Source organism: Amycolatopsis sp. WAC 04169 (genome assembly GCF_003947535.1).
Classification (GTDB): Bacteria; Actinomycetota; Actinomycetes; order Mycobacteriales; family Pseudonocardiaceae; genus Amycolatopsis; species Amycolatopsis keratiniphila.
On record NZ_QHJI01000008.1, the window covers coordinates 331,347 to 356,155 of the forward strand.

Consider the following 24,809-nt stretch of genomic DNA (forward strand, 5'->3'; position numbering starts at 1 on the left):
AGATTGTGTTCAGCCTTCGATTCCAGGCACGTCCTTCTTGCGTGGCTTCCGCTTCACGACGACCCCACCCCAGAATGCCAGGCCGGTGACCTTCACGGTGGGCGCCGTCGGCGGCGCCGGGGGAGTCCCGGCGCGGTCTTCCAGCTCGAAGGCGCCCATGAAGCCGATTCCGGTGACGTCCACGTTGATGTCGTCGGGCACGATGATGTCGATCCCGCCCATGATCGCGACCGCGGTGATCGTCGAGTGCTTCTCGGCGAACCGCGCGTGCCGCAGATCGAGTTCGGCGCCGCCCCAGAACGCGAAACTGTTGTGCTGCGGCGGGACGACCCAGCTGCCCTTGCGCGACGCGCCGGACATGACGGCGATCGAGGCGCCGGAGCCCGGATGCCCGCCGATGCGGTCGTCGGGCAGGCCGAGGGCACGCGAGGTCGCCGGCTCGATCGCCGACCGCGAATGCTGGGGCAGATCCGCGGTGACCGGTTTGAGGTCGCCGACGGTCTTGGCGGCGTAGACGATGGTGAGCCGTTCTTCCAGCTCGTTGATGGTGATGCGCCCTTCGGACATCGCCGCGTGCAGCACCTGCGCGACCTGCTCGCGGTCGGCGTCGGAGATGCGCATCTGTTCGGGGCCCGGCAGGGCCGGTTCTTCACTCACCTGGAGGAGCCTAGCGCCGAGGAGAGGGCCGAGCGTCCATCTTATGGTCGACAGTGGCATCCTCCCGTGATGGGGAACTCACTACCCGGCGCCGTCGAACTGCCGGACGGGATCAAGGTGCGCGGACGAGGCCTGGGCCGTCCCTGGCCAGAGGGTCCTTCGCCGGATTTCGGGCTGTATCTGGGCGGATCGAAGCTGCGCCGGAAACACGATCACAAAATGGAGTGGGAGCGGGCGTGGATCCGCTGGCCCGACTTCCTGCTGCCGACGGACTGGGCGGACGCGCGGCGGCGCATCGTCGGCCTGCACGACCGGGCGGCGGCGGGCGAAGCCGTCGAGGTCGCCTGTTACGGCGGGGTCGGGCGGACCGGCACGGTGCTGTCCTGTCTGGCCACGCTTTCCGGGCTGAGCGCCGAGGAGGCCGTGGCCTGGGCGCGTGCCAACCACGACAAGCGTTCGGTGGAGACGCCGTGGCAGCGGCGCTGGGTCGGCTGGTTCGCGCGGCAGACGTGAACGGCTAAATTGACCGGCATGGATGTGCACGTCGTTGATCACCCGCTGGCCAAGGCCAGGCTCTCCACCATGCGCGACGCGCGCACCGACAGCGCCGCCTTCCGTGCGGCGCTGCACGAACTGACCGTCATGCTGGTCTACGAAGCCACGCGCGACATGCCGGTGCGGATCGAGCGGATCCACACGCCGGTGGCGCGCACCGACGGCTACGCGCTGGCGAGCCCGCCGCTGCTCGTGCCGGTGCTGCGCGCCGGGCTCGGGATGGCGGATCAGGCGCACAAGCTGATCCCCGACGCCCAGATGGGTTTCGTCGGCCTCGCCCGCGACGAGGAGACCCTCCAGCCGACGCCGTACCTCGAATCGCTGCCCGAATCGCTCGCCGACCGGCCGGTGATGGTGCTCGACCCGATGCTGGCGACCGGCGGGTCGATGGAGTACACGATCCGGCTGCTCACCGACCGCGGCGCCACCGACGTCACGGCGATCTGCGCGCTGGCGGCGCCCGAAGGCATCGAGCATCTGAAGAAGACCGGGCTGCCGCTGCGGGTGGTGACCGCGAGCATCGACGAGCGGCTGAACGATTCCGGGTTCATCGTGCCGGGGCTCGGCGACGCGGGGGACCGGCAGTACGGGGCCGTCTGACCCGGTTCGCAACATCTCCGCCGTTGCCGGTCACTGACGGATGTGACCAGGACAGTGACCGGAACGGTGGGGGTGCCGGTGGACTCGTGCGGATCTCCTCCCGGCAGGAGCGACACGGAGCTTTGGCGGACGGCCGCGGGTGGTGATCACCGGGCCTTCACCGAGTTGTTCGAACGGCATGTCCAGTCGGTGTGGAACCACGCCTACCGGCTGACCGGGTCATGGGCGTCGGCCGAAGACTTGACGTCGGCGACCTTTCTCACCGCCTGGCGGCGCAGAGCGGAGATCACGCTCATCCGCGAAAGCGCCCTTCCCTGGCTGTACACCGTCGCCGGGAACCTCGCCCGTAGCGAACATCGCGGCAGCGGGCGGCGGCTCCGGCTCGCCAGGCGGCTGCCGGAACCGCGGTCGGTGTCCGACCACGCCGACACCGTCGTCGACCAGCTCGACGGCGAAGACCGCCTTCGGCAGGTGCTCGCCTTGGTCGCGAAACTGCCCAAGTCACAACGACAAGCCGTCGAACTCTGCCTGCTCGGCGAGCTGTCCGTACCGGACGCCGCCGAACTGCTCGGCGTCGCCGAGGTGACCGTTCGCGCCCACATCTCGCGGGCCCGTGTGCGGCTGCGGGCCGCCCTGGAGGAGAAATGACCGACGACCTCGGCCTGCCCGGCAGGCGTGAACTCCCTCCGGAGGTGCTGGACAACCTGCGGATGACGCTGCGGGAGGGGATGGGAAAACCCGCGCGGCGGCGATGGCGGATCGTCGCCGCGGCCGCCGCCGTCGTCCTGGTTCTCGCGGGTGCGCTGGTCGCGACCGTGGTCATCCGTGAGCCGGACGGGCAGGGGCCCGTCGTCGCGAATCCCGACTTCTCCCTCGACTGGCCGAAGGCGGTGACGGCGATGGACCGGTGCTGGGCCGTCGTCGAGTCGAAGGCGAGCTTCCCCGCCCGGAACGAATGGATCCCGCGGTTCACCGCCGTTTCACCGTCGGTCACCGTCGTCGCGGTGGTGGCACGCGGCAAACCATTCTTCTGCGAGACCACGCTGATGACGGCGACCGTGTCCGACCCGGACGCCGCTCCGCCCTACTTGCCGGGTACGGGGACCGCGGCCCTGCTGATGACCCCGGCGGGGACGGTCGCGGGCATCGCCGACCCCGCGTGGCCGCAGCTGGAGATCACGGGTCAGAACGAGGCATCGATGTCCTTGCGGGAGATCCCGATCTTCCGGCCGGGGAACCTGTTCGTGCACCTCGCTCCGATGAAGCCGTCGCGGACCACCTACGCGGTCGGCCCGACGCCTGGGAAACAATCGCGGCCGCCTCGATATCAGGCTCCATACCCCCTTCGGCCCGCGCCGGAGCCGGCCGCGACGAAGCTCGACAAGCCGGTGTTCCCGGTGCCCGACCGGGCCACGCCGGCGGGTGAGTTCTTCAACGTCTGCGTGGAGCGGGCGTCCGAGGTGCTGGCCGACCGGGACGCCTACGAGATGGGCGCGTTCCTCGAAGGCGAGGACGTCGGGGTCGTCGTCGTCCGTCTGGGTGGCCTGGTGACCCTGTGCCAGGGAGGGCTCGGGTACGGGGGCGGGAAGACCGAGTACTACCAGATCATGTACGACCAGCCGAAACCCTCGGGGCCCGTGTACGCGTTGCGGACCGAAACGGTCGGCAGGGTGGCCGGGAAGATCCAGAACGCGTACCTGGGGGTCGTGCCCGCGGCCGCGGCCGCGGTGAAGCTCGACTTCGGGACCGGCAAGACGATCGACGCGACCGTCGGTGCCGGGACTTTCGCGGCGTGGGTTCCGGACGGGGTCAGCCAGGACTACGCGAACGCGAAGGTGGGCGTCACCGTGCTGGACGCGGCGGGGACGATCCTGCACCAGGGGACGCTGCCGCTCTACTGACCTGCGTTTAGCGGGCTAAACGCGATCCGGTGGGGTGCGCGTGAAGGCCCCCTTCCCTCGACTGAGCCGAGGGAAGGGGGCCTTCACGCGCTACGGGGCGCCGGGAAGTACATGAAGGGCCTTTCATGTACCGGGCGGATCGCGTTTAGCCCGCTAAACGCGATCGGGTCCCGACCGCCGAGGTCGCGAAGGCCTCCTTCCCTACCCTGAAGGTAGGCAAGGAGGCCTTCACGGCATCCGCGGCAGGTCGCAGGTCCAGCACAGATCGCGATTAGCCCGCGAAACGCAGGTCGGCCGGGCGGATCGCGTTTAGCCCGCTAAACGCGACGCAGCCAGCCCGAGGCGTTCGCCCGCAGCGCGGCCTCGTAAGCCGCGCTCACGGTGAACTCGTCGGGCAGGTTCCCGTTCAGCTCCAGCGACACCAGCCCATGCACGATGCCCCAGCAGCTCACGGCGATGACCTCGGGCGGCACGTCGAGGAAGGCCCCGTCGGCGACGGCCTTGCGGATCGTCTCCTCGAGCGGCGCCATCGTGGCGCGCGCCTGGCCCGCCGTTTCGTCGGCGGGCTCGAAACCCGGCACCGACTTCGTGAACATGATCGCGTAGAGGTGCGGGTCGGCCAGCGCGCTTTCCCGGTACGCGACGCCCAGCCGCACCAGGTCCTCGACGGGGTCACCGCTCAGCGTGACCCCCGACATCCGCCGCCCGAAACGGCGGAAGCCCTCGGTGAAGAGGGCGCTGACGAGATCCGTCTTCCCGCCGAAGAGCGAGTAGACCGCGGTGGTGGACGTGCCGACGTCGGCGGCCAGTTTGCGGAGGCTGAGCGCCTTCGGGCCGTCGGCCGAGATGAGCTCACCGGCGCGGTCCAGCAGTTTCAGCCGGAGGTTCTCGTCGTGCGTCCTGGGGCGGGGCATGCGCCCAGCGTAACGCAACGCTGTTATCAATCGCTCGGATTCGGAGTTGACCTGGAGCGCACTCCAGGTCGTACTGTCGTTCACATGAGCTACTCGATAGCGGAAGCCGCGCGACGTAGCGGACTGTCCATCGACACTCTCCGGTACTACGAGCGCATCAAACTCGTCGAGCCTCCGGCGCGGGACGCCGCGGGGAGGCGCGCCTACACCGACGACGACCTCGGTTGGCTGGGGTTCCTGACCAAGCTGCGCCTGACCGGCATGCCCATCAAACGGATGCGGGAGTACGCCTCCCTGCGCCACCACGGCGCGTCGAGCGCGGGGCGGCGCAAGGCGATCCTCGTCGACCAGCGGAAATCGGTCGCCGATCGGATCGCCGAGTTGCAGACCTGCCTCGACATCCTCGACTACAAGATCGACCACTACGACCAGGTGGAGCGCAAGGTGCTCGGCACCGGAGCCACCGTGGAGGGAATTTCAGCGTGATCAGCACCAGGAGGCTCGGCGGTCTGGAAGTCGGGGCGCAGGGACTCGGCTGCATGGGGATGAGCCAGGCCTACGGTGTCCGCGACGACGACACGGAGTCGATCGCCACCGTCCACCGCGCCCTCGAACTGGGCGTGACCATGCTCGACACCGCGAACATCTACGGCGCGGGAGCGAACGAGGAGCTGGTCGGCCGCGCGATCGCGGGCAAACGGGACCAGGTCGTGTTGGCGACCAAGTTCGGCATCGTCTGGGACGAGGACGGCGGGATGTCCGCTCGCGGCGACGCGGCGTACGTCAAGCAGAGCTGCGAAGAGTCCCTTCGCCGGTTGAACGTCGACCACATCGACCTCTACTACCAGCACCGCGTCGACCCGAACACGCCGGTCGAGGAGACCTGGGGCGCGCTCGCGGAGCTGGTTCAGGAAGGCAAGATCCGCTTCGCCGGGATTTCCGAGGCCAGTGCCGAGACCATCCGCCGCGCGCACGCCGTCCACCCCGTGACCGCGCTGCAGAGCGAGTGGTCGCTGTGGACTCGCGGCATCGAAGGCGAGATCCTCTCGACCGCGCGCGAGCTGGGCGTCGGCATCGTGCCCTTCTCGCCGCTCGGCCGCGGCTTCCTCACCGGCAGCGTGACGTCGGTGAAGGACCTTCCGGCGGACGACCTGCGCCGCGGGCTGCCCCGGTTCGCCGAGGGCAACTTCGAGCGCAACATGGCCATCGTCGAGGCGCTGCGCGAGCTGGCCGGGCAGAAGGGTGTCACCGCGGGACAGCTCGCGCTGGCCTGGGTGCAGGCGCAGGGTGACGACGTCGTGCCGATCCCGGGCACCAAGCGGCGCAAGTACCTCGAAGAGAACGCCGCCGCCGCGGAGCTGGAACTGTCCGAAGTGGACATCGAAGCCATCGAAAAGGCCGCGCCCGCCGAGGCGATCGCCGGTGAGCGTTACCCGGAGCGGCTCGCCCGCGCGGCAGGCAAGTAGACCCGGAAGAATTGCGAGAAGAAATCATGACGGGTTCCACCCTGCCCACCCGCGGGCTCGGCACGCTGGAAGTCGGCGCGCAAGGGCTCGGCTGCATGGGCATGAGCGAGTTCTACGGCCAAGGTGACGACACCGAATCCATCGCGACGATCCACTGCGCGATCGAACTGGGCGTCACCCTGATCGACACCGCCGACATGTACGGTTTCGGCCGCAACGAGGAACTGGTCGGCCGCGCCCTTGCGGGCAAACGCGACCAGGTCGTGCTGGCGACCAAGTTCGGCATCGTGCGCGACGAGGCGGATCCCTCGAAGCGCGGCGTCCGAGGCGACGAATTCTATGTGCGGCAACAGGTCGAGGCGTCGCTGCGCCGGTTGAACGTCGACCACATCGACCTCTACTACCAGCACCGCGTCGATCCGGACGTGCCGATCGAGGAGACCGCGGGTGCGCTGTCCTCGCTGGTCGAACAGGGGAAGATCCGGCACATCGGGTTGTCCGAGGCCGGTCCGGAGACGATCCGGCGGGCGCACGCCGTGCACCCGGTGACGGCCGTGCAGACGGAATGGTCGCTGTGGTCGCGCGACATCGAGAACGAGGTCGTCCCGGTCTGCCGGGAGCTCGGCATCGGGCTGGTGCCGTATTCCCCGCTGGGCCGCGGTTTCCTCACCGGCCGCTTCAAGTCCAAAGAGGACTTCGCCGACGGTGACTTCCGCCAGACGGCCCAGCCGCGGTTCGCCGAAGGCAACCTGGAGCGCAACCTGGCGATCGTCGAGGCGCTGCGCGCGCTGGCCGAGCGGAAGGGCGTCACCGCCGGTCAGCTGGCGCTGGCTTGGGTGCAGGCGCAGGGCGACGACGTCGTCCCGATCCCGGGCACCAAACGCCGCAAGTACCTCGAAGAGAACGTCGCGTCCGTCGGCCTGAAGCTGACCGCCGAGGACATCGCCGCGATCGAGGAGGCGGTTCCCGCCGACGCGGTCGCGGGGGAGCGCTACCCCGAGGCGTCCATGCGGATGCTGTCCCGCTGAAACGAAAAAAGCCGGCGCCCGATCAAAGGGCGCCGGCTTTTTCGTTGTCAGAGCGAGGAGTTGACCGCTTCGACCACGCCGTCGAGGGCCACGGTCCGCTGCTCGCGGGTCGCGAGACCGCGCACCGTCACGTTCCCGGCGTCCCAGTCCTCCTGGCCGACGATCACCACGGCCCGCGCCCCGGCCTTGTCCGCGCGGGTGAGCTCCTTGCCCAGCTTGCGGAGTTCGACCGGCGTGGACGTGCGCAGCCCGGCCTTCCGGAGCCGTCCCGCGACCTCGCGCGAGGCGTCGGTGAGCTCTTCGGTCACCGGGATCACCACGACGTCGACCTCGCTGCGCGGCTTCGGCGTGAGGCCGTGCGTGTCGAGGAAGTCGATCAGCGTGACGTCACCCATGCCGAAGCCGATCCCCGGGATCTGCTGCGACGTGAACAACGACGCCAGGTCGCTGTACCGGCCGCCGCCGAAAAGGGCGCGACGGTTCTCCGGGGAGGTGTCGAAGACCTCGAACACGGTCGACGTGTAGTACGCGAGCCCGCGCACGATCATCGGATCGAACGTGATGAGGTCCGCGGCGCCGCTGTTCAGCACCTTGACCAGGTTCGAGTTCTCCTTGACCTGCTCCGGCAGCTCGTCGAGCAGGGCCGAGCCCGAGGACAGGATCTCGGTCAGCTTCTCGAACTGCTTGTCGGTCAACCCGATCTCGGTCGCGGTGTCGCTCAGCTTCGTGCGGTCCGACTTCTCCCAGCGGTCCACCAGGGTGAACACCTGCGGCAACTGCTCCGCGGTCACGCCGACGATGTCGGTGAGCGCCGACGAGAGCAGGTTCCGGTCGTTGGCCCGCACCTGGAACATGTCCGGGGTCGCCCCGAGCGCGCTCATCATGTCGTGGACCAGCTCGAAGATCTCGATCTCGCAGTTCGCGCTGTCCGAACCGAAGATGTCCGCGTTGATCTGCCAGTGCTCGCGGACCCGGCCACGCTGCGGCCGCTCGTAGCGGTGGCAGTTCGGGTGGCTGTACCAGCGCACCGGGAACTGCAGCGATTTGGCGTTGCCCGCGATCATCCTGGCGACCGACGGCGTCATCTCCGGGCGCAGCGCCAGTCGCTCGCCGCCCTTGGTGGTCAGCGTGTACAGCTGCTGATCGGCGATCTCCTGCCCGGACTTCCGCTCGTAGATCTCGGCGGGTTCGAGGATCGGCCCGTCGTAGCGGAGGAAACCCCGCAGTTCGAGCACGTCGTAGAGATGGCCGAACACCTGCGTCCGGACGGACATCTCGGCGGGCAGGAAGTCGCGGGTCCCCTTGGCGGGGGCTGTCGGCAGGTATTCAGGCACGTCAACAAGCTTAACCAGCGAAGGCGAGGCCGTACGCGGTGGTCAGGATCGCCGCCCCGAGCAGCACCAGGCCGGCGCCGGTGACCCGCCCGCCGAGCTTGCCCTTGCCCGGTGCCAGGTGCAGGAAGAAGCCGCCGGACTGGGCGAGCACGCCGAACAGCAGCAGGAAGCAGACGCCCCATCGAGCGGCGTCCGGGAGCCCGGTCTGCCCGAGGATCTGCAGCGCGACCAGCGCGAGGACCAGCAGGACACCGGCGTGCGCGTGGCCGGCGCGGAACATCGCGCGTTGGTGTTCGGTCAGCTTCTTGTCGCGCAGGACACCCATCAGCGCGTAGCCGCCGTACATCACCGTCGGCAGCGAAACGAGGGCGATGACGGTGAAGAGTTTGATCGGTCCTTCCATGAGGCAACGATAACACTGTTTTAAAACGCTGTCACCAAACTTGGGGTCCCACTTCCGGGAGTCAGGCCCGAACGCCGCGCGAAAGCACCAGCCGGAGGTGCCGGAGCGCGGAAAGATCGGCGAGCGGATCGCCTTCCACCGCCAGGACGTCGGCACTCAGCCCAGGCGCGAGCCGTCCGGTCACCTCGCCGAGTCCGAGCCCGGCGGCGGAGTCCTCGGTCGCGATCTCGAGGATCCGGCGCCTGCCGAAACCCAGCCATTCGTAGAGTTCCAGGGCGCCGACGGGGTCGTCGAACACCGAACCGGGCAAGCCGGCGTCCGTACCCGCCAGGAGCGGGACGCCCAACTCCTCCAGCCAGGACAGCCTGCCGTAGACGGTCTTCGCGAGCTCCTCGCCCATGCGCTCGGCCAGCATCCGCCAATTGCGGCTGCTGGTCGAGCAGGCCGCGATGCCCTCGGCCGCCATCCGCTTGGCGACGCCTTCGCGCCGGTCCTGCCGCTGGGGGCCGGTCATCCAGGTGCAGTGTTCGATCGTGGCCACGCCCGCCTCGACCGACGCCTCGATCGCGTCGGCGCCGTGGGCGTGCGCCGCGACCGGGAGCCCGTGGCGCCCCGCGTGCTCGACGATCAGGCGCAGTGCGCGGACGTCGAACTGGGACTCCCACATGTCCGCGCCGCCCTCGGTGATCTGGCCGCCGCTGGCCATCACCTTGATCACGTCCGCGCCGGCCGCCGCGTTCGCGTCGATCAGGGCCCGGATCGCGTCGTTGCCGTCGACCTCGCCGCCGAAGAAATGGCAGTGTCCATTGAGGACGGTGAGGGGTGCGCCCGCGGTCAGCAGACGCGGCGCGGCGGCTCCTTCGAGTTCCGCACGGACCCGCGCGCCCAAAGCGTCGCGATCGCCGAGATCCCGCACCGTCGTGACGCCGCTCCGCAGCAGTTGCCCCAAACGCTCCTTGGCGCCCGCGCGCAAGGCTTCGTCGTCGCTCGCCAGGAAGTTCGGCAGCATCTCGCGGGTGGCGTCGAACGCCAGGTGCACATGGGCGTTGAACAGACCGGGCAACAGTGTCGCGCCGGGGAAGTCGAGCCTTTCGGCGTCCGGCGACGCCTGTGCCGCGACCTCGGCGCGCGGGCCCGCCGCGAGGATGCGGTCGCCCTCGACGAGTACGGCACCGTCTTCGATCGGCGTGCTCGGCCGCGGCAGGATCCGGCTCGCCGTCAGCAAAAGCTGTTTCGTCATACCTTGCTCCTGGAGACGGCGGCGGAGAGCGCGAGCAGCGGCCGCACGTCGGATTCGATGTCGGAGGCGCCGCCGGGGAGCACGAGTTTCGCGCGCCCGTCGGTCTCCTCGCCCGCGGTCTGCCGGGCGATCGCCGTCTTCAGCGCCTCCGCCGCCGCCTGCGGATCGTCCGCGGCGAGTGCGGTCAGATCGGTCTCCAGATACGGACTCAGCTGCACGAGCCCGTCCCGGATCTCGATCACCCGGCGGTAGTACCGGCGATGGACCGTGCGCGGACGCCACCGCTCCCACGCCCCCTGCGGCGTGGTCCGGAGCACGATGTTCGGATAGATCCCGGCCAGCGCGGTCCACAACGGGGTGAGCTCGTCGTGGTGCCGCCGGTGCTGGCGGCGTCGTCGCAGCGCGGCGAACCGCGCGCGGGCGCCGGGGTAGGTGATCCCGGCGAGGAAGAGCACGATCCCGAGGAGCACCAACGGCACGGCGACGGTGAGCAGAAGCGGGATCGACGGTCCGAACGCCCACGCGATCACGATGTAGAGCGCGCGGAAGACACTGCCGACGGAAAGGCAGATCAGTCCGGCGGCGCTGAGTTTCAGCCCGATCTTCAGATGGCGGTCCGCGGTGCGGATGTACCGGAAGATCCACCAGGCGCAGGCGGCGAGGCCGTAGATCAGGTAGATCCCCGCGCCGAGGTAGAACAACGCCACCCCGGGCACGTGCACGAGCTTCGGGCTCAGTGCCAGCCCCCGCACCTCCGGCGGGGTGACGGCCATGGCGACCAGCATCAGCGCGATCGCGCCGGACAACGGGATCAGCTCGAACAGGACCCGCCCCGGCCTGCGCGGGCCCAGCGCGGAGCCGAGGAACACGATCAACAGCGCGCAAACGCCGATGGCGAGCAGGACGTTGTTGACCAGGCGGCCGGTGCCCTTGCCGGTCAGGTCGTCGAGCCAGCCGACGATGACCTTCTGCTGGGCGAGGAAGGAGCCGGCGACGCAGACGATCGTGATCGTGATCGCCCAGTTCGGCAGCAGGCGGGGTGCCCGGTAGGTCTGGTAGATCCGCCAGGCGAGCGCGGTCGCGAACAGCACCATCGCCACGACGTTGATGGGGGAGAACAGTGGAGTCACAGCCACCCTTGATGGTCGCCCAGCGCGCCTTGGACGCGGCGGACGTCATCGTCGTCGGCGCGACGGGGAATCGTGTAGTTCAAGACCGACGCCCATTCGAGGATGATGGTCGCCACGGTCTCGGCTTCCCATTCGTGCGCCTCATCGTAGGAGGTGCGGCGTAAAGCGCGGTGTACCGCGTCGCCGTCGAGGCCGGGGGCGGGGCCGCGCAGGAAATCGGCGGGTTCGGCGTCGCCGCCGGGATGGTGATCGGCGAGCATATGCCCGAGTTCGTGCAGGATGATGTGGTCCTGATGGGATTTCGTCGTCTCCTGCTGGAAGAAGATGTAATCCGCCGAACCGGTGGCGATCCAGCAGCCGAACGGGCCGGGGACCTCCAGCGGGTACGGCATCAGGCGGATCGGCCTGCCGCGCTGTTCGCCGAGCCGCTCGCAGAGCACACCGACGTCGAGCGGCGGCTCGATGTCGAGCTTGTTCAGCATCTTGCGGCAGCGTTTGCGGAGTTCCCGTTCCTTCATCGGTTCTCTTCCGGCTGCTCGCGCTCGGCCCGTTCATAGCGTTCGACGAGTTCCAGCAGGTCCATCACCTGGCGACGGCCCTGCGGGGACAGCTCCTGCGCCCGCATGGCCATGAGCGTCGCCTCTCCGACCGGCTGGGGCTCCTGCTCGTCGAAGAAGTAGGTGATCGGTACCCCGAACAGTTTCGCCAGCGCTTCGACGTAGTGGATCTTCGGGTTGACCCGTTTGCCCGTGGCGAGCTGCTGGAGATAAGCGGGCGACATGGTGGGCCCGCCGGCGCGGTCGATGGCCGCGGACAGCTCGCGATAGCTGTGCGGGGCACCTTCGTCCGCGCGCACCGAATCGATCAGCGCGGTCAGTTTCTGGGCGAAGGTCTGATACGGCGACATGACCCCCCAACCGTTCCGTAGTCCCGTTCCGTAGTTGGAGTGTAACGCGATACAGCCTGTCCGCAGCTGTTGACAGCCCATGTATGCAGTGGTTTACAGTTGTCAAGCGGTTTCGTGCCGTGTCCGGTCTCTTGCTCCGGATTCCGTGCCCTGGGGGTGCACGGACACCGGAGTGAGAGCCGTTTTTTCCGGTGGGTGCACAAGATCGTGCCGGATGTAGTACGCTGAGGCAGCCAAGGTTGATCGCCATCACGGCGAACCCTTGGCCTAGGCCTGTTGCCGGAGGTCGACCCCCAGGGCTTCCGGTGACAGGCCCCTTTACTTTCACCGCATTCAGAGGACGAAATGCGGGCGGGGATCAGGGCATGAGCGTGGCGGCCAGGGTGCCGCCCAATTCGAAACATGCCTCGAGATCCGCTTTGCCCGGTTCGCCGGTGACGAGTACCGGCGAGGCCGCGCTTTCCCAGCCGAGGCCGGTCGTGATGGCCTCGATCCCGCGCACGGTGCCGGACGTGTCGTTGTTGCCGTGCACGAAGAACCCGAACGGCCGCCCCCGCGTGGAATCCAGGCACGGGTAATAGACGGTGTCGAAGAAGTGCTTCAGCGCGCCGGACATGTAGCCCAGATTCGCCGGGGTGCCGAGCAGGTAGCCGTCGGCCTCCAGGACGTCGGGCACGGTCGCGCCCAGCGCCGCGCGGCGCACGACGTCGACGCCCTCGATGTCCGGATGGTTCGCGCCGGAGAGCACGGCTTCGAACATCGCCTGTGTCGAGGGCGACGGCGTGTGGTGGACGATCAGCAGCCTCGGCACGTCACACCAGCCGGGACTCGATGTCGGCCCGGAGTGTCGCCAGCCGCGTTTCCGCGGCGGCCCGCGCCTCGGCGAGATCGCCGGTGACCGGCTCCTTGATCTGCAGGTACGCCTTCAGTTTCGGCTCGGTCCCGGACGGCCTGATGACGACACGCAGTCCCTCGCCGGTCAGGCGGAGGACGTCGGCGTCGGGCAGGAGGTCCTCCATCGTGACGCCGGTGCCGCCCAGTGACGCCGGGGGAGTGGCACGCAGGCCCGCCATCAGGCGCTCCCGCACCGACAGGTCGGTGACCCGCAGCGAGACCTGATCCGTCACGTGCACCCCGTGCTTCACGGCCAGTTCGTCGAGGACGTCCAGCGGTCCGCGGCCCGCCGCGCGCAGGGAGGCGGCCAATCCCGCGGCGAGCACGGCGGCGGAGATGCCGTCCTTGTCGCGCACGAAACCGGGGTTCACGCACAGGCCGAGCGCCTCTTCGTAAGCGAACACGAGCCCTTCGCCGGCGCGGACCAGCCATTTGAACCCGGTCAGGGTCTCCGCGTAGCGCGCCCCGAACTCCTTCGCGACTTCGCCCAGCATCGACGACGACACGATCGTCGTGGCCACCAGCGGATCGTTCGTGTCTACAGTGGACAGAACGTGCCAGCCGAGCAGGACGCCCGTTTCGTCCCCGCGCAGCATCCGCCACGAACCGTCCCGCTCGCGCACGCCCAGCGCGCACCGATCGGCGTCCGGGTCGAGCGCGATCGCCAGGTCGGCGCCGGTCTCGGAAGCCAGGGCCAGCAAGAGATCCGTCGCGCCCGGTTCCTCCGGATTCGGGAAGGAAACCGTCGGGAAGTCCGGATCCGGCGCGGACTGCTCGGCGACCAGGCTCAGCTCGGTGAAACCGGCGCGCTCGAAAGCGGCGCGCAGAGTCTCCGCGCCGACGCCGTGCAACGCCGTCGCGGCGACCTTGACCGCGCGTTCCGGGCCGCGCGGCAGCAGCGCGACCTTGGCGAGGTACGCGTCCTGCAGTTCGTCGCCCAGCACTTCGGCGCCGGGCTCACGCGGCACGCTGATCGCCGGGGGAGCGGCTTCGATGGCGCGCTCGATCTGGCCGTCCGAAGGCGGGACGATCTGGCCGCCTGTCGCGTCGTAAAGCTTGTAACCGTTGTCGGCCGGGGGATTGTGCGACGCGGTGATCTGGATACCCGCCACCGCGCCGAGTTCCAGCACGGCGAACGCGAGCACCGGCGTGGGCAGCGGACCGGGCAGCGTCTTAACCGCGAACCCGGCGGCCGTCAGCACCTCGGCGGCGGCCTTGGCGAAGGCCTCCGAACCGTGCCGCGCGTCGCGGCCGACCACCACGACGCCGCCCGAATGTCCTTGTGCGGTCAGCCAGGCCGCGACCCCCGCCGTCGTCCGGGTGACGACCGCGACGTTCATCCCATTGGGGCCCGCGCGCACCGGGCCGCGCAGCCCGGCGGTGCCGAATTCGAGCGGTCCGGCCATGCGGTCCGCGAGTTCGTCCGCCGCACCGGTTTCGCCGCCCATCGCGCGGGCGAGGATGTTCTGCAGCTCGACGCGGGAATCGTCGTCCGGGTCGTCGGCGATCCAGCGGAACGCCCGATCCCGGAGATCCGAGGTCAAGGAAGTCGTCACCGAGTCAGCCTACGGGTACGTTGGAGAGGGTGCGATTGATCTTCACTTCTCTGGTGAGTCATGGTCATCTCTATCCCCTACTGCCGCTCGCCGTCGCCGCTCGCGACGCCGGGCACGAGGTCGTGTTCGCCACCGGCGACGACATGCTGACGGTGGTCGAAAAGGCCGGTCTGGCAGTGGAAAGCGCCGGATTCGGGATGCGGGAGGCGTTCGAGTCGGTCGCCGGCCCCGACGCTCCCAAACCCAACGCCTCCGACGCCCCGCCCGAGTCGTTCAATCCCGTTATCGGCGAAGTGTTCGGGAATGTGCTGCCCCGCCGATTCGTCGCCGATCTCACACCGGTGCTGGAGCGGCACCGGCCGGATCTCGTCGTCTACGAAAGCGGCAACGCCGGTGGCGCGATCGCCGCCCACCTCGCCGGGATTCCCGCGATCGGGCACGGTTTCGGCCGGTTTTCGCCGGGCGACGTCATGGACGTCATCTACGGCCGCCTCGCGGAATTCACCGCGGAGGTCGGTTTGCCGGATTTGGATACGCGGTCCTTCGGCGACCCTGTCGTCGACATCTGCCCGGAATCGGTGCAATCGCCGGAATTCCTGGCCGGAGCGAACCGGATCCCGCTGCGTCCGGTCGGCTGGGCCGAACCGGGAGACCTCCCTGCGGGCGTGGTGGGCCGGGACAAGAGCCGTCCGCTCGTTTATCTCACGCTCGGGACGGCGTTCGGCGACGAAGACGTGCTGAAGCGGGCCATCGGCGGTCTGGCGCGGCTCGACGCGGACGTCATCGTCGCGGCGGGCCCGACGGTGGATCCGGCGGCACTGGGCGAAGTCCCGGGCAATGTCCGCGTCGAGGTGTGGGTGCCGCAGGTCGAGCTGCTGCCGCTTGTCGATCTCGTGGTCCATCACGGCGGCAGCGGGACGACGCTGGGTGCCTTCGGCGCCGGGCTGCCGCAACTGGTGCTGCCGCAGGGGGCGGATCAGTTCACGAACGCCGAGGCCGTCGTCGCGGCCGGGGTGGGCGTGCAGCTGATCGGTGCCGAGGCCGTCGAGGACGTCATTTTCGAGCAGGCGCGAAAGCTGCTCGCCGACGAGACCGTCCACGGTGCGGCGCGCCGGCTCGCCGACGAGGTCGCCGCGATGCCTTCGCCCGCGGAGGTCGCTCAGCGGCTTCCCGGGTTCGCCGGCTGAGTAAGCGCTCCCGGATGTCAGGAAAGGGTCGTTCAGGACGAAAAATGTCCTGAACGGCCCTTTCCTGACACTTCTCAGGCGCGGGAGACGAGTTCCTTGAGCAGGGTGCCCATCCGGGTGGCGGACTGGCGGCCCGCCTCGAGGACCTCTTCGTGGTTCAGCGGTTCCCCGGTCATCCCGGCCGCCAGGTTGGTCACCAGCGAAAGCCCGAACACCTCGACCCCGGCGGCGCGGGCGGCGATGGCCTCCAGCACCGTCGACATGCCGACGAGGTCGGCGCCGAGCGTCCGCAGCATGCGGATCTCCGCGGGCGTCTCGAAATGCGGCCCGGTGAGCCCCGCGTAGACGCCTTCCTCCAGCGAAGGGTCGATTTCGCGAGCGATGTCGCGCAGCCGCTTCGAGTAGAGATCGGTCAGGTCGACGAAGTTCGCGCCGACGATCGGCGAGCGCGCGGTGAGGTTCAGGTGGTCGGAGATCAGCACCGGCTGCCCGACGCGGAAGCCCTCGCGCAGGCCGCCCGCGGCGTTGGTCAGCAGCACCGTCCCGGCGCCCGCCGCCGCGGCGGTGCGCACGTTGTGCACGACCGGGTCGATGCCCTTGCCCTCGTAGAAATGCGTGCGGCCCAGCAGGATCAGCGCGCGCTTCTCGCCGACGCGGACCGACCGGACGGTTCCCCCGTGCCCGACCGCGCCCGGCGCGGCGAATCCGGGCAGTTCGCCCAGCGGGATCTCCGCCTCGGGCTCCCCGATGACGTCCGCCGCCGGGCGCCAGCCCGAACCGAGCACGACGGCGATGTCGTGCTTCTCGACGCCGGTGCGTTCGGCGATGGCGGCGGCCGCCGCGACCTCGTTCTCACTCATGCGACGAGCGTATCCGGACGGTTCTCACGAGCAGGAACGCCACCAGCCCGAACGGGGACAGGAAGATCGTGAGCGCCAGGATCGGGCCGGTCACCAGCGGGTGGATCCGGTGCTCGCGGGATTCGAGGTACATCCAGCGCGCGATGAAGAGGTCGAAGGCGATCAGGTGGGCCCAGATCGTGGCCGCACCGTACGGCGAGCCGGTGAACGCGCTGAGCACGCCGAGGTCCGGCCTGCTGACCGCCGTCCAGAGCTCGCCGAAATGCGCGATCGCGAGCACGAAGTACGGGATCAGCGGCAGCAGCGGTGTCCAGGGCGAGGACATGATCCGGCGGGTCCACGACCAGCCCGGCAGGAAGATCATCAGCAGCCAGAACGGCGTCGCCAGCGGGAAGGTCCAGGTGAACAGGGTCTCGGCGCTCATCGCGACGATGCCTCCAGTTCCCGCATCGGCCGCCCGATCGCGATTAGCCCGCTAAAGGCGACGCCCGCGATCAGGAGGGCGAAGGCGGTGAGGGTCTGGCCGTCGGGGGCGATGATCGACTGGCCGCGCAGCGCCTGCCAGGTGAGCAACGCGAGCAGGCCCGCGTAGCCGACGCCGGCGATCACCACGAGCCGCAGCCGGAGGACGTCGTCGCGAAGCCGCGGATAGCGTGCGGCCAGGACGCCGAGGACGAGCGCGAGCAGCGGAAGCGCCTGGAGGCCGTGCAGGCCGAGGAAATGCGGGATCCGCAGGTCGCCGCCGACCGTGCTCCAGCCGAGGATCGGCAGACCGGGACCGCCGTCGGGCAGGCCGACGGTATGCGCGCCGATCATCGCGGACTGGCCGGTCGCGTCGAGCAGGGCCTGCTGGTCCGGGGTCGGGCTGGTCATCAGCGTGGCCAGCGAGAGCCCGAGCACGCCGAGGATCGCGCCGATCCTGGCCGCCCACGCCGTCGCCCGATCGGGGAGCCGGAGGAACAGGACGGCGGTCGTCAGCGCGAGGTTGGCCACCCACAGCACGGCGATCGTCCCGGCCATGACGGCGAAGATCGTCGCGTCCAGCGGGGTCTCGTTGTTGAAGTGACTCGCGCGGACGCGGACGGTCTGGACCGCCATCAGCGCGTATTCGATCGCGAAGCTCACGACGAGGACGTTCGTCAGCCAGTACGCGGTCCGCCGGAACTTCGGCAGCAGTGAGACGAGCCAGCTCCAGGTGAAGAAGTACAGCGCCGCGGAGACGGCGAATTTGAACAGTTTCGCCCACAGCGGCGCGCCGTTCAGTGTCCGCTGGTCGATCAGCATGGCCAGGACGCACAGCACGGTGATCACGGCGAAGGCCTGGGCGAAGCGATACGAACCCCGGTGCCAGGTGCGGGTTCTCTCACGGAGATCGGTCAAGATGGTCATGGGTCCCTCCCAGAATGGATAGTCAAGCTCTCCGTTATGGGAACCTAAGCTATCCATCCTGAGAAATCTTCAGGGAAGACCCTGGAACCGCCCCCGAGATCGGAGAACGCACGCGTGCGGATGGCCGAACTGAGCGAGAAAGCCGGGCTCCCGGTCGCCACGATCAAGTACTACCTGCGGGAAGGGCTGCTCCCGCCGGGTGAGCGGACCAGCCCCAACCAGGCGAAATACGGCGAGGGGCACGTCCAGCGGATCAAGCTGATCAGGGCGCTGATGGAGGTCGGCGGCCTGTCGCTCGCGACGGTCGGAGAGGTGCTCGCCGCGGTCGACGCCGGGGAAGCCAGCCCCCACCACATCCTCGGCATCGCCCAGCAGAGCATCACGCCGCCACGGCAGGTCGCCGACGACGAAGCCCGCGAATGGGCGCTCGCGACGGTCCGGGACCTCACCGAGCGCCGCGGCTGGCCCTGCAAGGAGGACGACCTGGTCATCCAGGCCCTGGTCGGCGTCCTGTGCACGATCCGCGAGGTGGGGCACGGCTGGTACCTCGACCACCTCGACGACTACGCCGAGATCGCCGACCGGACCGCCGAACTGGACTTCGAAGCGATCGCCGGGCTCGAGTCGCTGGAGCAGATCATCGAGATCGCCGTCGTGGAGACGCTTCTAGGGGACAGGCTGCTCTCGGTGTTGCGGAGGCTGGCGCAGCAGCGTGCCTCGAAGGCCTACTTCAGCCGTCGACGATGAAGGACAGCGCGACCGGCTCGAAGATCCCGGTCTTCGCCGAGTTCTCCTGCTCGATGGGCGAGGTCACCGACAGAATCCACAGATCCGAGCCGCCGCCGAACAGGTCCATGTACGTCGTCCGCGTGATGCTCTCGTTCGGGGCGTCCCGGTTGCCGGAGGCGCGCTCGGTCGTCCGGTACGTGTACCGCAGGCTGCCGTCGCCCCGGCCGGGCACGGTGGTGGGCCCGCCGATGGGGGCGATCTCCGGATGCTGGCTCCTCAGCCAGCTGAAGTAGGCCTGCGCCGGGCTGTCGGCCAGGAAACCGCTCAGCCGCTCGACCCGGATCGTCTGGCGGCCGTCGGGCGAGACGTACTGGACCACCGTGCTCGGTAGACCCTTGGTGACGTGCGGGGCGACGAACTTCTGCCAGCCCTCCGGGACACCGAGGCTGAACCGGCCGCCTTTGAGGCCGTTCACCGTGCTGGCGTCACCCTGCTGCGTGATCAGTTTCGGCGGCGGCTGGGTGACGATCGTGTCGCCTTGCTGCAGCTTCTCCGGCGGCCGCAGATCCTGCCCGCCGACGGCCCTGGCCAGCACGAAACCGCCGCCCGCGGCCAGCAGGAAGAGGACGACCGACGCGAGCGCCAGCACGACGGTGCCCACCGTCGACCGGCCGGGCCGTCGAGGCGGCTGGGGCGTGACGGTCGGCATCGGCGCGAGCTCGACGGGTGGCGCCGGCTCGGGCTGGTTCAGGAACGGCAGCGGACCGGGGTCGGCGGCGAGTTCGGAACTCGTGCCCTCGCCCGGCTTCTCCGGCGCGACCGGCTTGATCACCTGGGTGTCGGTGGCGTCCAGATGCGCGGTCGTCTTCTTGCCGTCGGGCGTGTGGAAGAGCTCGGCGGGGAACAGGTCGATGAGCGTCTTGGCCTGCAACGGATACAGGCGGCGCCGCACCTCGCGCAGGGTGATCCGCTTCGACGGCTCCTTCTTCATGAGCGCGCCGATCACGTCGGCCAGCGGGCCGGGGCCGGGCTTCGGCACCTTCCCGTTGACGACCTTGCCGACCGTTTCGAGCGGGTCGCCGTCGGCGTCGTACGGCGGCGAGCCCTCGATGGCGGCGAACAGCGTCGCGCCGAGACCCCACAGATCCGCGGCGGGGACGACGGCGCCGCCGGAAGCGACTTCGGGCGCGATGTAGGCGGGCGAGCCCAGCATCATCCCGGTGCGGGTCATGGTGGCTTCGGAGACGTTGCGCGCGATGCCGAAGTCCGTGAGCTTGATCCGGCCGTCACCCGCGACGAGGACGTTCCCCGGTTTGACGTCACGGTGGGTGATCCCGGCGGCGTGCGCGGCTTCGAGCGCGGACGCCACCGCGATGCCGACCGCCGCGGCCTGCTCGACCGTCAGCGGCCCGTGGTCGCGCAGGATATGCGCGAGGCTGCGCGACGGCAGCAGCTCCATCACGACGAACGGTTCGTCGTTCTCGCGCGCGACGTCGTGCAGGATGATCACGTTCGGGTGGCTCAGGACGGCGATCGCGCGGGCTTCGCGCAGGGTCCGCTCGCGCAGTTCGTCGGCCTGCGACGCCGGGACGCCGGGCGGGAGGCGGACCTCTTTGACCGCGACGGGGCGGTGCAGGAACTCGTCGTAGGCCGACCAGACCGTGCCCATCGACCCTGATCCGATGACCGAGCGCAACCGATATCGCCCGGCGACCACACGCTTCTCGTCGCCGGGACTCTCGCTGGACTCGGTGGTGTCGGACGGCACGGCCCAATTGTGTCGTATGCCCGCGTGGCGGCCCTATGCGCCGTGCCCTGTCGGAGTGAACGGGCCGCCCGGACAGCGGCGCCCGCGCGGTGCACTGCCGGGCCGTCCGTCTGATCACACGTGTCGTCCGGCCAGTCACGCGAAACCGCCGTTCACGACCGCACGGGCCGCCCCCTAAGCACCCCCTAGGCGCGACTAGCGTCACAGGTGGTGCCACTTGAGGGCCGTTAGCATCGTTGGCTATGACGGAAGTGGCCGAAACGGAGTCAGTGCCGACCCCCGGCGAGCCCGACGCGCCCGGAGAGCTGGAACTCGCGGCGGAGTTCCCGGAAGCGAGCCGGGAACAGTGGCGTGAGCTGGTCGCCGGCGTGCTGCGCAAGAGCGGCGCCATCGACGAGTCCTTCGACGGCCTGCCCGAAAGCAAGCTGATCACGCGGACGTACGACGGCCTGGAGATCCAGCCGCTCTACACCGCCGAAGACACGGTCGAGGGGACTGGTTTCCCCGGCCTTCCGCCGTTCGTGCGAAGCGCCCGGCCAGAAGGCGCGGTGACGACCGGCTGGGACGTCCGCGCCCGGTACGCGCGCCGCGACGCCAAGGCCACCAACGCCGCGATCCTCGCCGACCTCGAAGGCGGCGTCAGCTCGATCTGGCTGCGCGCCGGCGCGACCGGGATCCCCGTCGCCGATCTGGGCGACGCGCTGAACGAGGTGTACGTCGACCTCGCACCCGTCACGCTCGACGCGGGCGAAGAGTACGAAGCCGCCGCGAACGAGTTGTTCACGCTCTTCGCCGAGCGCGAGATCCCGGCGAGCGCGGTCACCGCGACCTTGGGTGCCGACCCGATCGGCTTGACCGCGCGCACCGGCACGACGCATCCGCTCGCTCCTGCCGCGGAATTGGCCGCGCGCGTCGCTTCCAGCCACCCGAAGGTGCGGACGATCGTCGCCGACGGCCTCCCGTTCCACGAGGCGGGCGGCTCGGACGCGCAGGAACTCGGCGCGGCCATCGCCGCGGGCGTCGCGTATCTGCGGGCGCTCACCGAAGCGGGGCTGGACGTCGACACCGCCGCGGGCCAGCTCGAATTCCGGCTCGCCGCCACCGCCGACCAGTTCCTCACGATCGCCAAGTTCCGCGCCGCGCGGCGGCTGTGGGCCCGGGTCACCGAGGTCTCCGGGGTCTCGGCCGGCAAGGGCGCCGGCATGCGGCAGCACGCGGTCACCTCGCCCGCGATGCTGACCCAGCGCGACCCGTGGGTGAACATGCTGCGGACCACGCTCGCCTGTTTCGGCGCCGGGGTCGGCGGCGCGGACGCGATCACCGTGCTCCCGTTCGACGCCGCGATCGGCCAGCCGGACGCGTTCTCCGCGCGGATCGCGCGCAACACGCACGCCGTGCTGCTGGAGGAGTCCAAACTGGCCGGTGTCATCGACCCGGCCGGCGGCTCCTGGTACGTCGAGAACCTCACCGACGAGCTGGCCAAGGCCGCGTGGCGCGAATTCACCGCCATCGAGGCGGCGGGCGGGATCGAGGCGGAACTGGCGTCCGGAGCGCTCGCCGGACGGCTCGCCGAGACCTGGGAGAAGCGGTCGAAGCGGCTCGCGACCCGGCGTGATCCGATCACCGGCGTCAGCGAATTCCCCAACCTGACGGAGAAAGCGGTCGTCCGCGACGCCATGGACGACGTGGCGGGCGGCGGCCTGCCGCGCTACCGGTACGCCGAGGCCTTCGAGGCGCTGCGAGACCGGGCGGACGCGCATCCCAGCCGTCCTCGCGTCTTCCTCGCCACGCTCGGCCCGGTCGCGGCGCACACCGCGCGGGCGAGTTTCGCGGCGAACCTGTTCCAGGCGGGCGGGATCGAGGCCGTGAACCCCGGCGCGCCCGAGGACGTCGTCGCGGAATTCCGGGCCAGCGGAACGAAGATCGCCTGCATCTGCGGGAGCAACACTTCCTACGCCGAAGAAGCGGACAGCGTCGCGAAGGCGTTGAAGGAAGCGGGCGCGACGTCCGTGCTCCTCGCCGGGAAACCCGGTGACCATCCGGACGTCACGGGCTACCTCTTCACGGGCTGCGACGCCCTGGAAATCCTGACCGGCACGTTGAACGAGCTCGGAGTGCAGTGATGACCATCCCGAACTTCGCCGGAATCGACCTCGGCTCGCCCGAACCGGCCGACCGTCCTCAGTGGACCGAAGCACTGCACGCCGCCACCGGCAAGGGCCCCGACGCGCTCGCCTGGGAGACGCCGGAGGGCATCGGGGTCAAGCCGGTGTACACCGCCGACGATCTGTCCGGAGTGGACTTCCTCGGCACGTATCCCGGTGTCGCGCCGTATCTGCGCGGCCCGTACCCGACGATGTACGTCAACCAGCCGTGGACCATCCGCCAGTACGCGGGTTTCTCCACCGCCGAGGAGTCGAACGCCTTCTACCGCCGCAACCTCGCCGCCGGGCAGAAGGGCCTCTCGGTCGCCTTCGACCTCGCGACGCACCGCGGCTACGACTCCGACCACCCGCGCGTCGCCGGTGACGTCGGCATGGCGGGCGTCGCGATCGACTCGATCTACGACATGCGCCAGCTCTTCGACGGCATCCCGCTCGACAAGATGAGCGTTTCGATGACCATGAACGGCGCCGTCCTGCCGGTGCTCGCGCTGTACGTCGTCGCGGCAGAGGAGCAGGGTGTCACGCCGGACAAACTGGCCGGGACCATCCAGAACGACATCCTCAAGGAGTTCATGGTCCGCAACACCTACATCTACCCGCCGCAGCCGTCGATGCGGATCATTTCGGACATCTTCTCGTTCACGTCGCGGAACATGCCGAAGTACAACTCGATCTCCATCTCCGGCTACCACATGCAGGAAGCCGGGGCGACCGCCGACCTGGAGCTGGCGTACACGCTCGCGGACGGCGTCGAGTACATCCGCGCCGGGGTCGAGGCCGGGCTGGACGTCGACAAGTTCGCGCCGCGCCTGTCCTTCTTCTGGGCGATCGGGATGAACTTCTTCATGGAGGTCGCGAAACTCCGCGCGGCGCGCCTTCTGTGGGCGAAGCTGGTGAAGGGCTTCGAGCCCAAGTCGTCGAAGTCCCTGTCGTTGAGGACGCATTCGCAGACCTCCGGCTGGTCGCTGACCGCGCAGGACGTCTACAACAACGTCGTCCGCACCTGCGTCGAGGCGATGGCGGCGACCCAGGGCCACACGCAGTCGCTGCACACCAACGCCCTCGACGAGGCGCTGGCGCTGCCGACCGATTTCTCCGCCCGCATCGCGCGGAACACGCAGTTGTTGCTGCAGCAGGAGTCCGGCACCACCCGCGTGATCGACCCGTGGGGCGGCAGCGCGTTCGTCGAGAAGCTGACCTACGACCTCGCGCGCAAGGCATGGGGGCACATCACCGAGGTCGAGCAGGCGGGCGGGATGGCCAAGGCGATCGACGCCGGCATTCCCAAGCTGCGCATCGAGGAGGCCGCGGCGCGGACGCAGGCGCGGATCGACTCGGGCCGCCAGCCGGTGATCGGCGTCAACAAGTACCAGGTCACCGACGACGAGCAGATCGACGTGCTCAAGGTCGACAACGCGGGCGTGCGCGCGCAGCAGCTGGAGAAACTGCGGCGGCTGCGTGAAGAGCGCGACGAGGACGCCACTCAGGACGCGCTGCGGCGGCTCACCGCGGGCGCCGAGTCCGACGGCAACCTGCTCGCGCTCGCCATCGACGCCGCGCGGGCGAAGGCCACCGTCGGCGAGATCTCCGACTCGCTGGAGAAGATCTGGGGGCGCCACTCCGGCCAGATTCGTACCATCTCCGGTGTGTACCGCGAGGAGGTCGGCAAGACCGAGAACGTCGAGCAGGCGCGCGAGCTGGTCGAGAAGTTCGCTGAGGAGGAGGGCCGCCGCCCCCGGATCCTGGTCGCGAAGATGGGCCAGGACGGCCACGACCGCGGCCAGAAGGTGATCGCGACCGGCTTCGCCGACATCGGTTTCGACGTCGACGTCGGCCCGCTGTTCTCCACACCCGGCGAGGTCGCGCGGCAGGCGATCGAGGCGGACGTGCACGTGATCGGCGTTTCGTCGCTGGCCGCCGGGCACCTCTCGCTGGTGCCCGCGCTGCGCGCCGAACTCGCCGAGCAGGGCCGCGAGGACATCATCGTCGTGGTCGGCGGCGTCATCCCGCCGCAGGACTACGAGGAACTGCGCGCGGCGGGCGCGGCGGCGATCTTCGGCCCCGGCACGGTGATCGCCGAAGCGGCGATCGACCTCATCGGACAGCTGACCGCCCAGGAGTCCTGA

25 protein-coding genes are annotated in these 24,809 nt (G+C 69.5%); 11 read left to right on the forward strand and 14 right to left on the reverse strand.

Annotation, left to right across the window (positions count from 1 at the left end; all coding sequences use genetic code 11):
* Positions 1-9: 9 nt before the first annotated feature.
* A complete protein-coding gene (locus DMC61_RS23875; RefSeq protein ID WP_043848558.1) occupies positions 10-621 on the reverse strand; it encodes a DUF1707 domain-containing protein in 612 nt (203 codons plus the stop codon).
* A 105-nt stretch (positions 622-726) separates the two neighbouring features.
* Between DMC61_RS23875 and DMC61_RS23880 the strand changes: the two genes are divergently transcribed.
* From DMC61_RS23880 to DMC61_RS23895, 4 genes are read left to right on the forward strand one after another with little or no spacing between them, the layout of a single operon-like run.
* Positions 727-1,170, forward strand: coding sequence for a protein-tyrosine phosphatase family protein (locus DMC61_RS23880; RefSeq protein WP_125691363.1), 444 nt, complete (start codon positions 727-729; stop codon positions 1,168-1,170).
* 18 nt (positions 1,171-1,188) lie between these two features.
* Complete coding sequence (gene upp / locus DMC61_RS23885; RefSeq protein WP_016331289.1) at positions 1,189-1,812, forward strand: uracil phosphoribosyltransferase; 624 nt, start codon at positions 1,189-1,191, stop codon at positions 1,810-1,812.
* 54 nt (positions 1,813-1,866) lie between these two features.
* Positions 1,867-2,460: an RNA polymerase sigma factor gene (locus tag DMC61_RS23890; RefSeq protein WP_125691729.1), complete on the forward strand. Its 594-nt coding sequence runs from the start codon at positions 1,867-1,869 to the stop codon at positions 2,458-2,460.
* Positions 2,457-3,713, forward strand: coding sequence for a hypothetical protein (locus tag DMC61_RS23895; RefSeq protein WP_125691365.1), 1,257 nt, complete (start codon positions 2,457-2,459; stop codon positions 3,711-3,713). Before DMC61_RS23890 ends, DMC61_RS23895 begins: the two co-directional genes overlap by 4 nt.
* 317 nt (positions 3,714-4,030) lie before the next feature.
* On the opposite strand, the gene DMC61_RS23900 is transcribed toward DMC61_RS23895, so the two are convergent.
* On the reverse strand, positions 4,031-4,627 hold the full coding sequence (locus DMC61_RS23900) for a TetR/AcrR family transcriptional regulator (protein WP_038519371.1): 597 nt from the start codon (positions 4,625-4,627) through the stop codon (positions 4,031-4,033).
* A gap of 84 nt (positions 4,628-4,711) precedes the next feature.
* Here DMC61_RS23900 and DMC61_RS23905 point away from each other — a divergent pair, with 84 nt between their 5' ends.
* The 3 genes from DMC61_RS23905 to DMC61_RS23915 are packed head-to-tail and all read left to right on the forward strand — an operon-like array spanning position 4,712 to position 7,121.
* A complete protein-coding gene (locus tag DMC61_RS23905; protein WP_016331293.1) occupies positions 4,712-5,113 on the forward strand; it encodes a MerR family transcriptional regulator in 402 nt (133 codons plus the stop codon).
* On the forward strand, positions 5,110-6,093 hold the full coding sequence (locus DMC61_RS23910; RefSeq protein WP_199750081.1) for an aldo/keto reductase: 984 nt from the start codon (positions 5,110-5,112) through the stop codon (positions 6,091-6,093). The genes DMC61_RS23905 and DMC61_RS23910 overlap by 4 nt, the downstream gene beginning before the upstream one ends.
* A gap of 26 nt (positions 6,094-6,119) precedes the next feature.
* Positions 6,120-7,121 (forward strand): aldo/keto reductase, encoded by a 1,002-nt coding sequence (locus tag DMC61_RS23915; RefSeq protein WP_125691367.1) that lies wholly within the window; start codon positions 6,120-6,122, stop codon positions 7,119-7,121.
* A gap of 47 nt (positions 7,122-7,168) precedes the next feature.
* Here DMC61_RS23915 and hisS read toward each other — a convergent pair whose 3' ends face one another.
* The 8 genes from hisS to DMC61_RS23955 form a co-directional block, all read right to left on the reverse strand.
* Positions 7,169-8,455 carry a histidine--tRNA ligase gene (gene hisS, locus DMC61_RS23920; protein WP_125691369.1) on the reverse strand — a complete coding sequence of 429 codons (1,287 nt, stop codon included), beginning with the start codon at positions 8,453-8,455 and terminating at the stop codon, positions 7,169-7,171.
* Positions 8,456-8,465: 10 nt separating this feature from the next.
* The gene (locus DMC61_RS23925; protein WP_125691371.1) at positions 8,466-8,858 is read right to left on the reverse strand and encodes a hypothetical protein; all 393 of its coding nucleotides are present in this window, start codon (positions 8,856-8,858) and stop codon (positions 8,466-8,468) included.
* Positions 8,859-8,919: 61 nt separating this feature from the next.
* Positions 8,920-10,098, reverse strand: coding sequence for an amidohydrolase family protein (locus DMC61_RS23930; RefSeq protein ID WP_125691373.1), 1,179 nt, complete (start codon positions 10,096-10,098; stop codon positions 8,920-8,922).
* Positions 10,095-11,228 (reverse strand): MAB_1171c family putative transporter, encoded by a 1,134-nt coding sequence (locus tag DMC61_RS23935; RefSeq protein ID WP_125691733.1) that lies wholly within the window; start codon positions 11,226-11,228, stop codon positions 10,095-10,097. The genes DMC61_RS23930 and DMC61_RS23935 overlap by 4 nt, the downstream gene beginning before the upstream one ends.
* Complete coding sequence (locus tag DMC61_RS23940) at positions 11,225-11,746, reverse strand: hypothetical protein (RefSeq protein WP_016331300.1); 522 nt, start codon at positions 11,744-11,746, stop codon at positions 11,225-11,227. Before DMC61_RS23940 ends, DMC61_RS23935 begins: the two co-directional genes overlap by 4 nt.
* Entirely contained in the window at positions 11,743-12,135 is a 393-nt protein-coding gene (locus DMC61_RS23945; protein ID WP_038519350.1) for a helix-turn-helix domain-containing protein, read from the reverse strand. The genes DMC61_RS23940 and DMC61_RS23945 overlap by 4 nt, the downstream gene beginning before the upstream one ends.
* Positions 12,136-12,493: 358 nt before the next feature.
* Positions 12,494-12,946, reverse strand: a complete 453-nt coding sequence (locus DMC61_RS23950; protein ID WP_072028846.1) for a flavodoxin family protein — start codon at positions 12,944-12,946, stop codon at positions 12,494-12,496.
* Between the two features lies 1 nt (position 12,947).
* A complete protein-coding gene (locus DMC61_RS23955) occupies positions 12,948-14,585 on the reverse strand; it encodes a phospho-sugar mutase (protein WP_199750082.1) in 1,638 nt (545 codons plus the stop codon).
* 29 nt (positions 14,586-14,614) lie between these two features.
* On the opposite strand from DMC61_RS23955, the gene DMC61_RS23960 reads away from it, so the two are divergent.
* Positions 14,615-15,772: a glycosyltransferase gene (locus DMC61_RS23960; RefSeq protein WP_125691375.1), complete on the forward strand. Its 1,158-nt coding sequence runs from the start codon at positions 14,615-14,617 to the stop codon at positions 15,770-15,772.
* A gap of 74 nt (positions 15,773-15,846) precedes the next feature.
* On the opposite strand, the gene DMC61_RS23965 is transcribed toward DMC61_RS23960, so the two are convergent.
* From DMC61_RS23965 to DMC61_RS23975, 3 genes are read right to left on the reverse strand one after another with little or no spacing between them, the layout of a single operon-like run.
* A complete protein-coding gene (locus DMC61_RS23965) occupies positions 15,847-16,632 on the reverse strand; it encodes a purine-nucleoside phosphorylase (RefSeq protein ID WP_016331305.1) in 786 nt (261 codons plus the stop codon).
* Positions 16,625-17,056: an ABA4-like family protein gene (locus DMC61_RS23970; RefSeq protein ID WP_125691377.1), complete on the reverse strand. Its 432-nt coding sequence runs from the start codon at positions 17,054-17,056 to the stop codon at positions 16,625-16,627. The genes DMC61_RS23965 and DMC61_RS23970 overlap by 8 nt, the downstream gene beginning before the upstream one ends.
* Positions 17,053-18,021, reverse strand: coding sequence for a hypothetical protein (locus DMC61_RS23975; RefSeq protein ID WP_125691379.1), 969 nt, complete (start codon positions 18,019-18,021; stop codon positions 17,053-17,055). The genes DMC61_RS23970 and DMC61_RS23975 overlap by 4 nt, the downstream gene beginning before the upstream one ends.
* Before the next feature lie 120 nt (positions 18,022-18,141).
* Between DMC61_RS23975 and DMC61_RS23980 the strand changes: the two genes are divergently transcribed.
* Entirely contained in the window at positions 18,142-18,768 is a 627-nt protein-coding gene (locus DMC61_RS23980) for a MerR family transcriptional regulator (protein ID WP_125691737.1), read from the forward strand.
* Here the strand turns inward: DMC61_RS23980 and DMC61_RS23985 are convergent.
* Positions 18,752-20,518 carry a serine/threonine-protein kinase gene (locus tag DMC61_RS23985; RefSeq protein ID WP_125691381.1) on the reverse strand — a complete coding sequence of 589 codons (1,767 nt, stop codon included), beginning with the start codon at positions 20,516-20,518 and terminating at the stop codon, positions 18,752-18,754. The two genes, DMC61_RS23980 and DMC61_RS23985, sit on opposite strands and share 17 nt — an antisense overlap.
* Positions 20,519-20,760: 242 nt before the next feature.
* Here DMC61_RS23985 and DMC61_RS23990 point away from each other — a divergent pair, with 242 nt between their 5' ends.
* Entirely contained in the window at positions 20,761-22,641 is a 1,881-nt protein-coding gene (locus DMC61_RS23990; protein ID WP_125691383.1) for a methylmalonyl-CoA mutase family protein, read from the forward strand.
* On the forward strand, positions 22,641-24,809 hold the full coding sequence (scpA, locus tag DMC61_RS23995) for a methylmalonyl-CoA mutase (RefSeq protein ID WP_125691385.1): 2,169 nt from the start codon (positions 22,641-22,643) through the stop codon (positions 24,807-24,809). Before DMC61_RS23990 ends, scpA begins: the two co-directional genes overlap by 1 nt.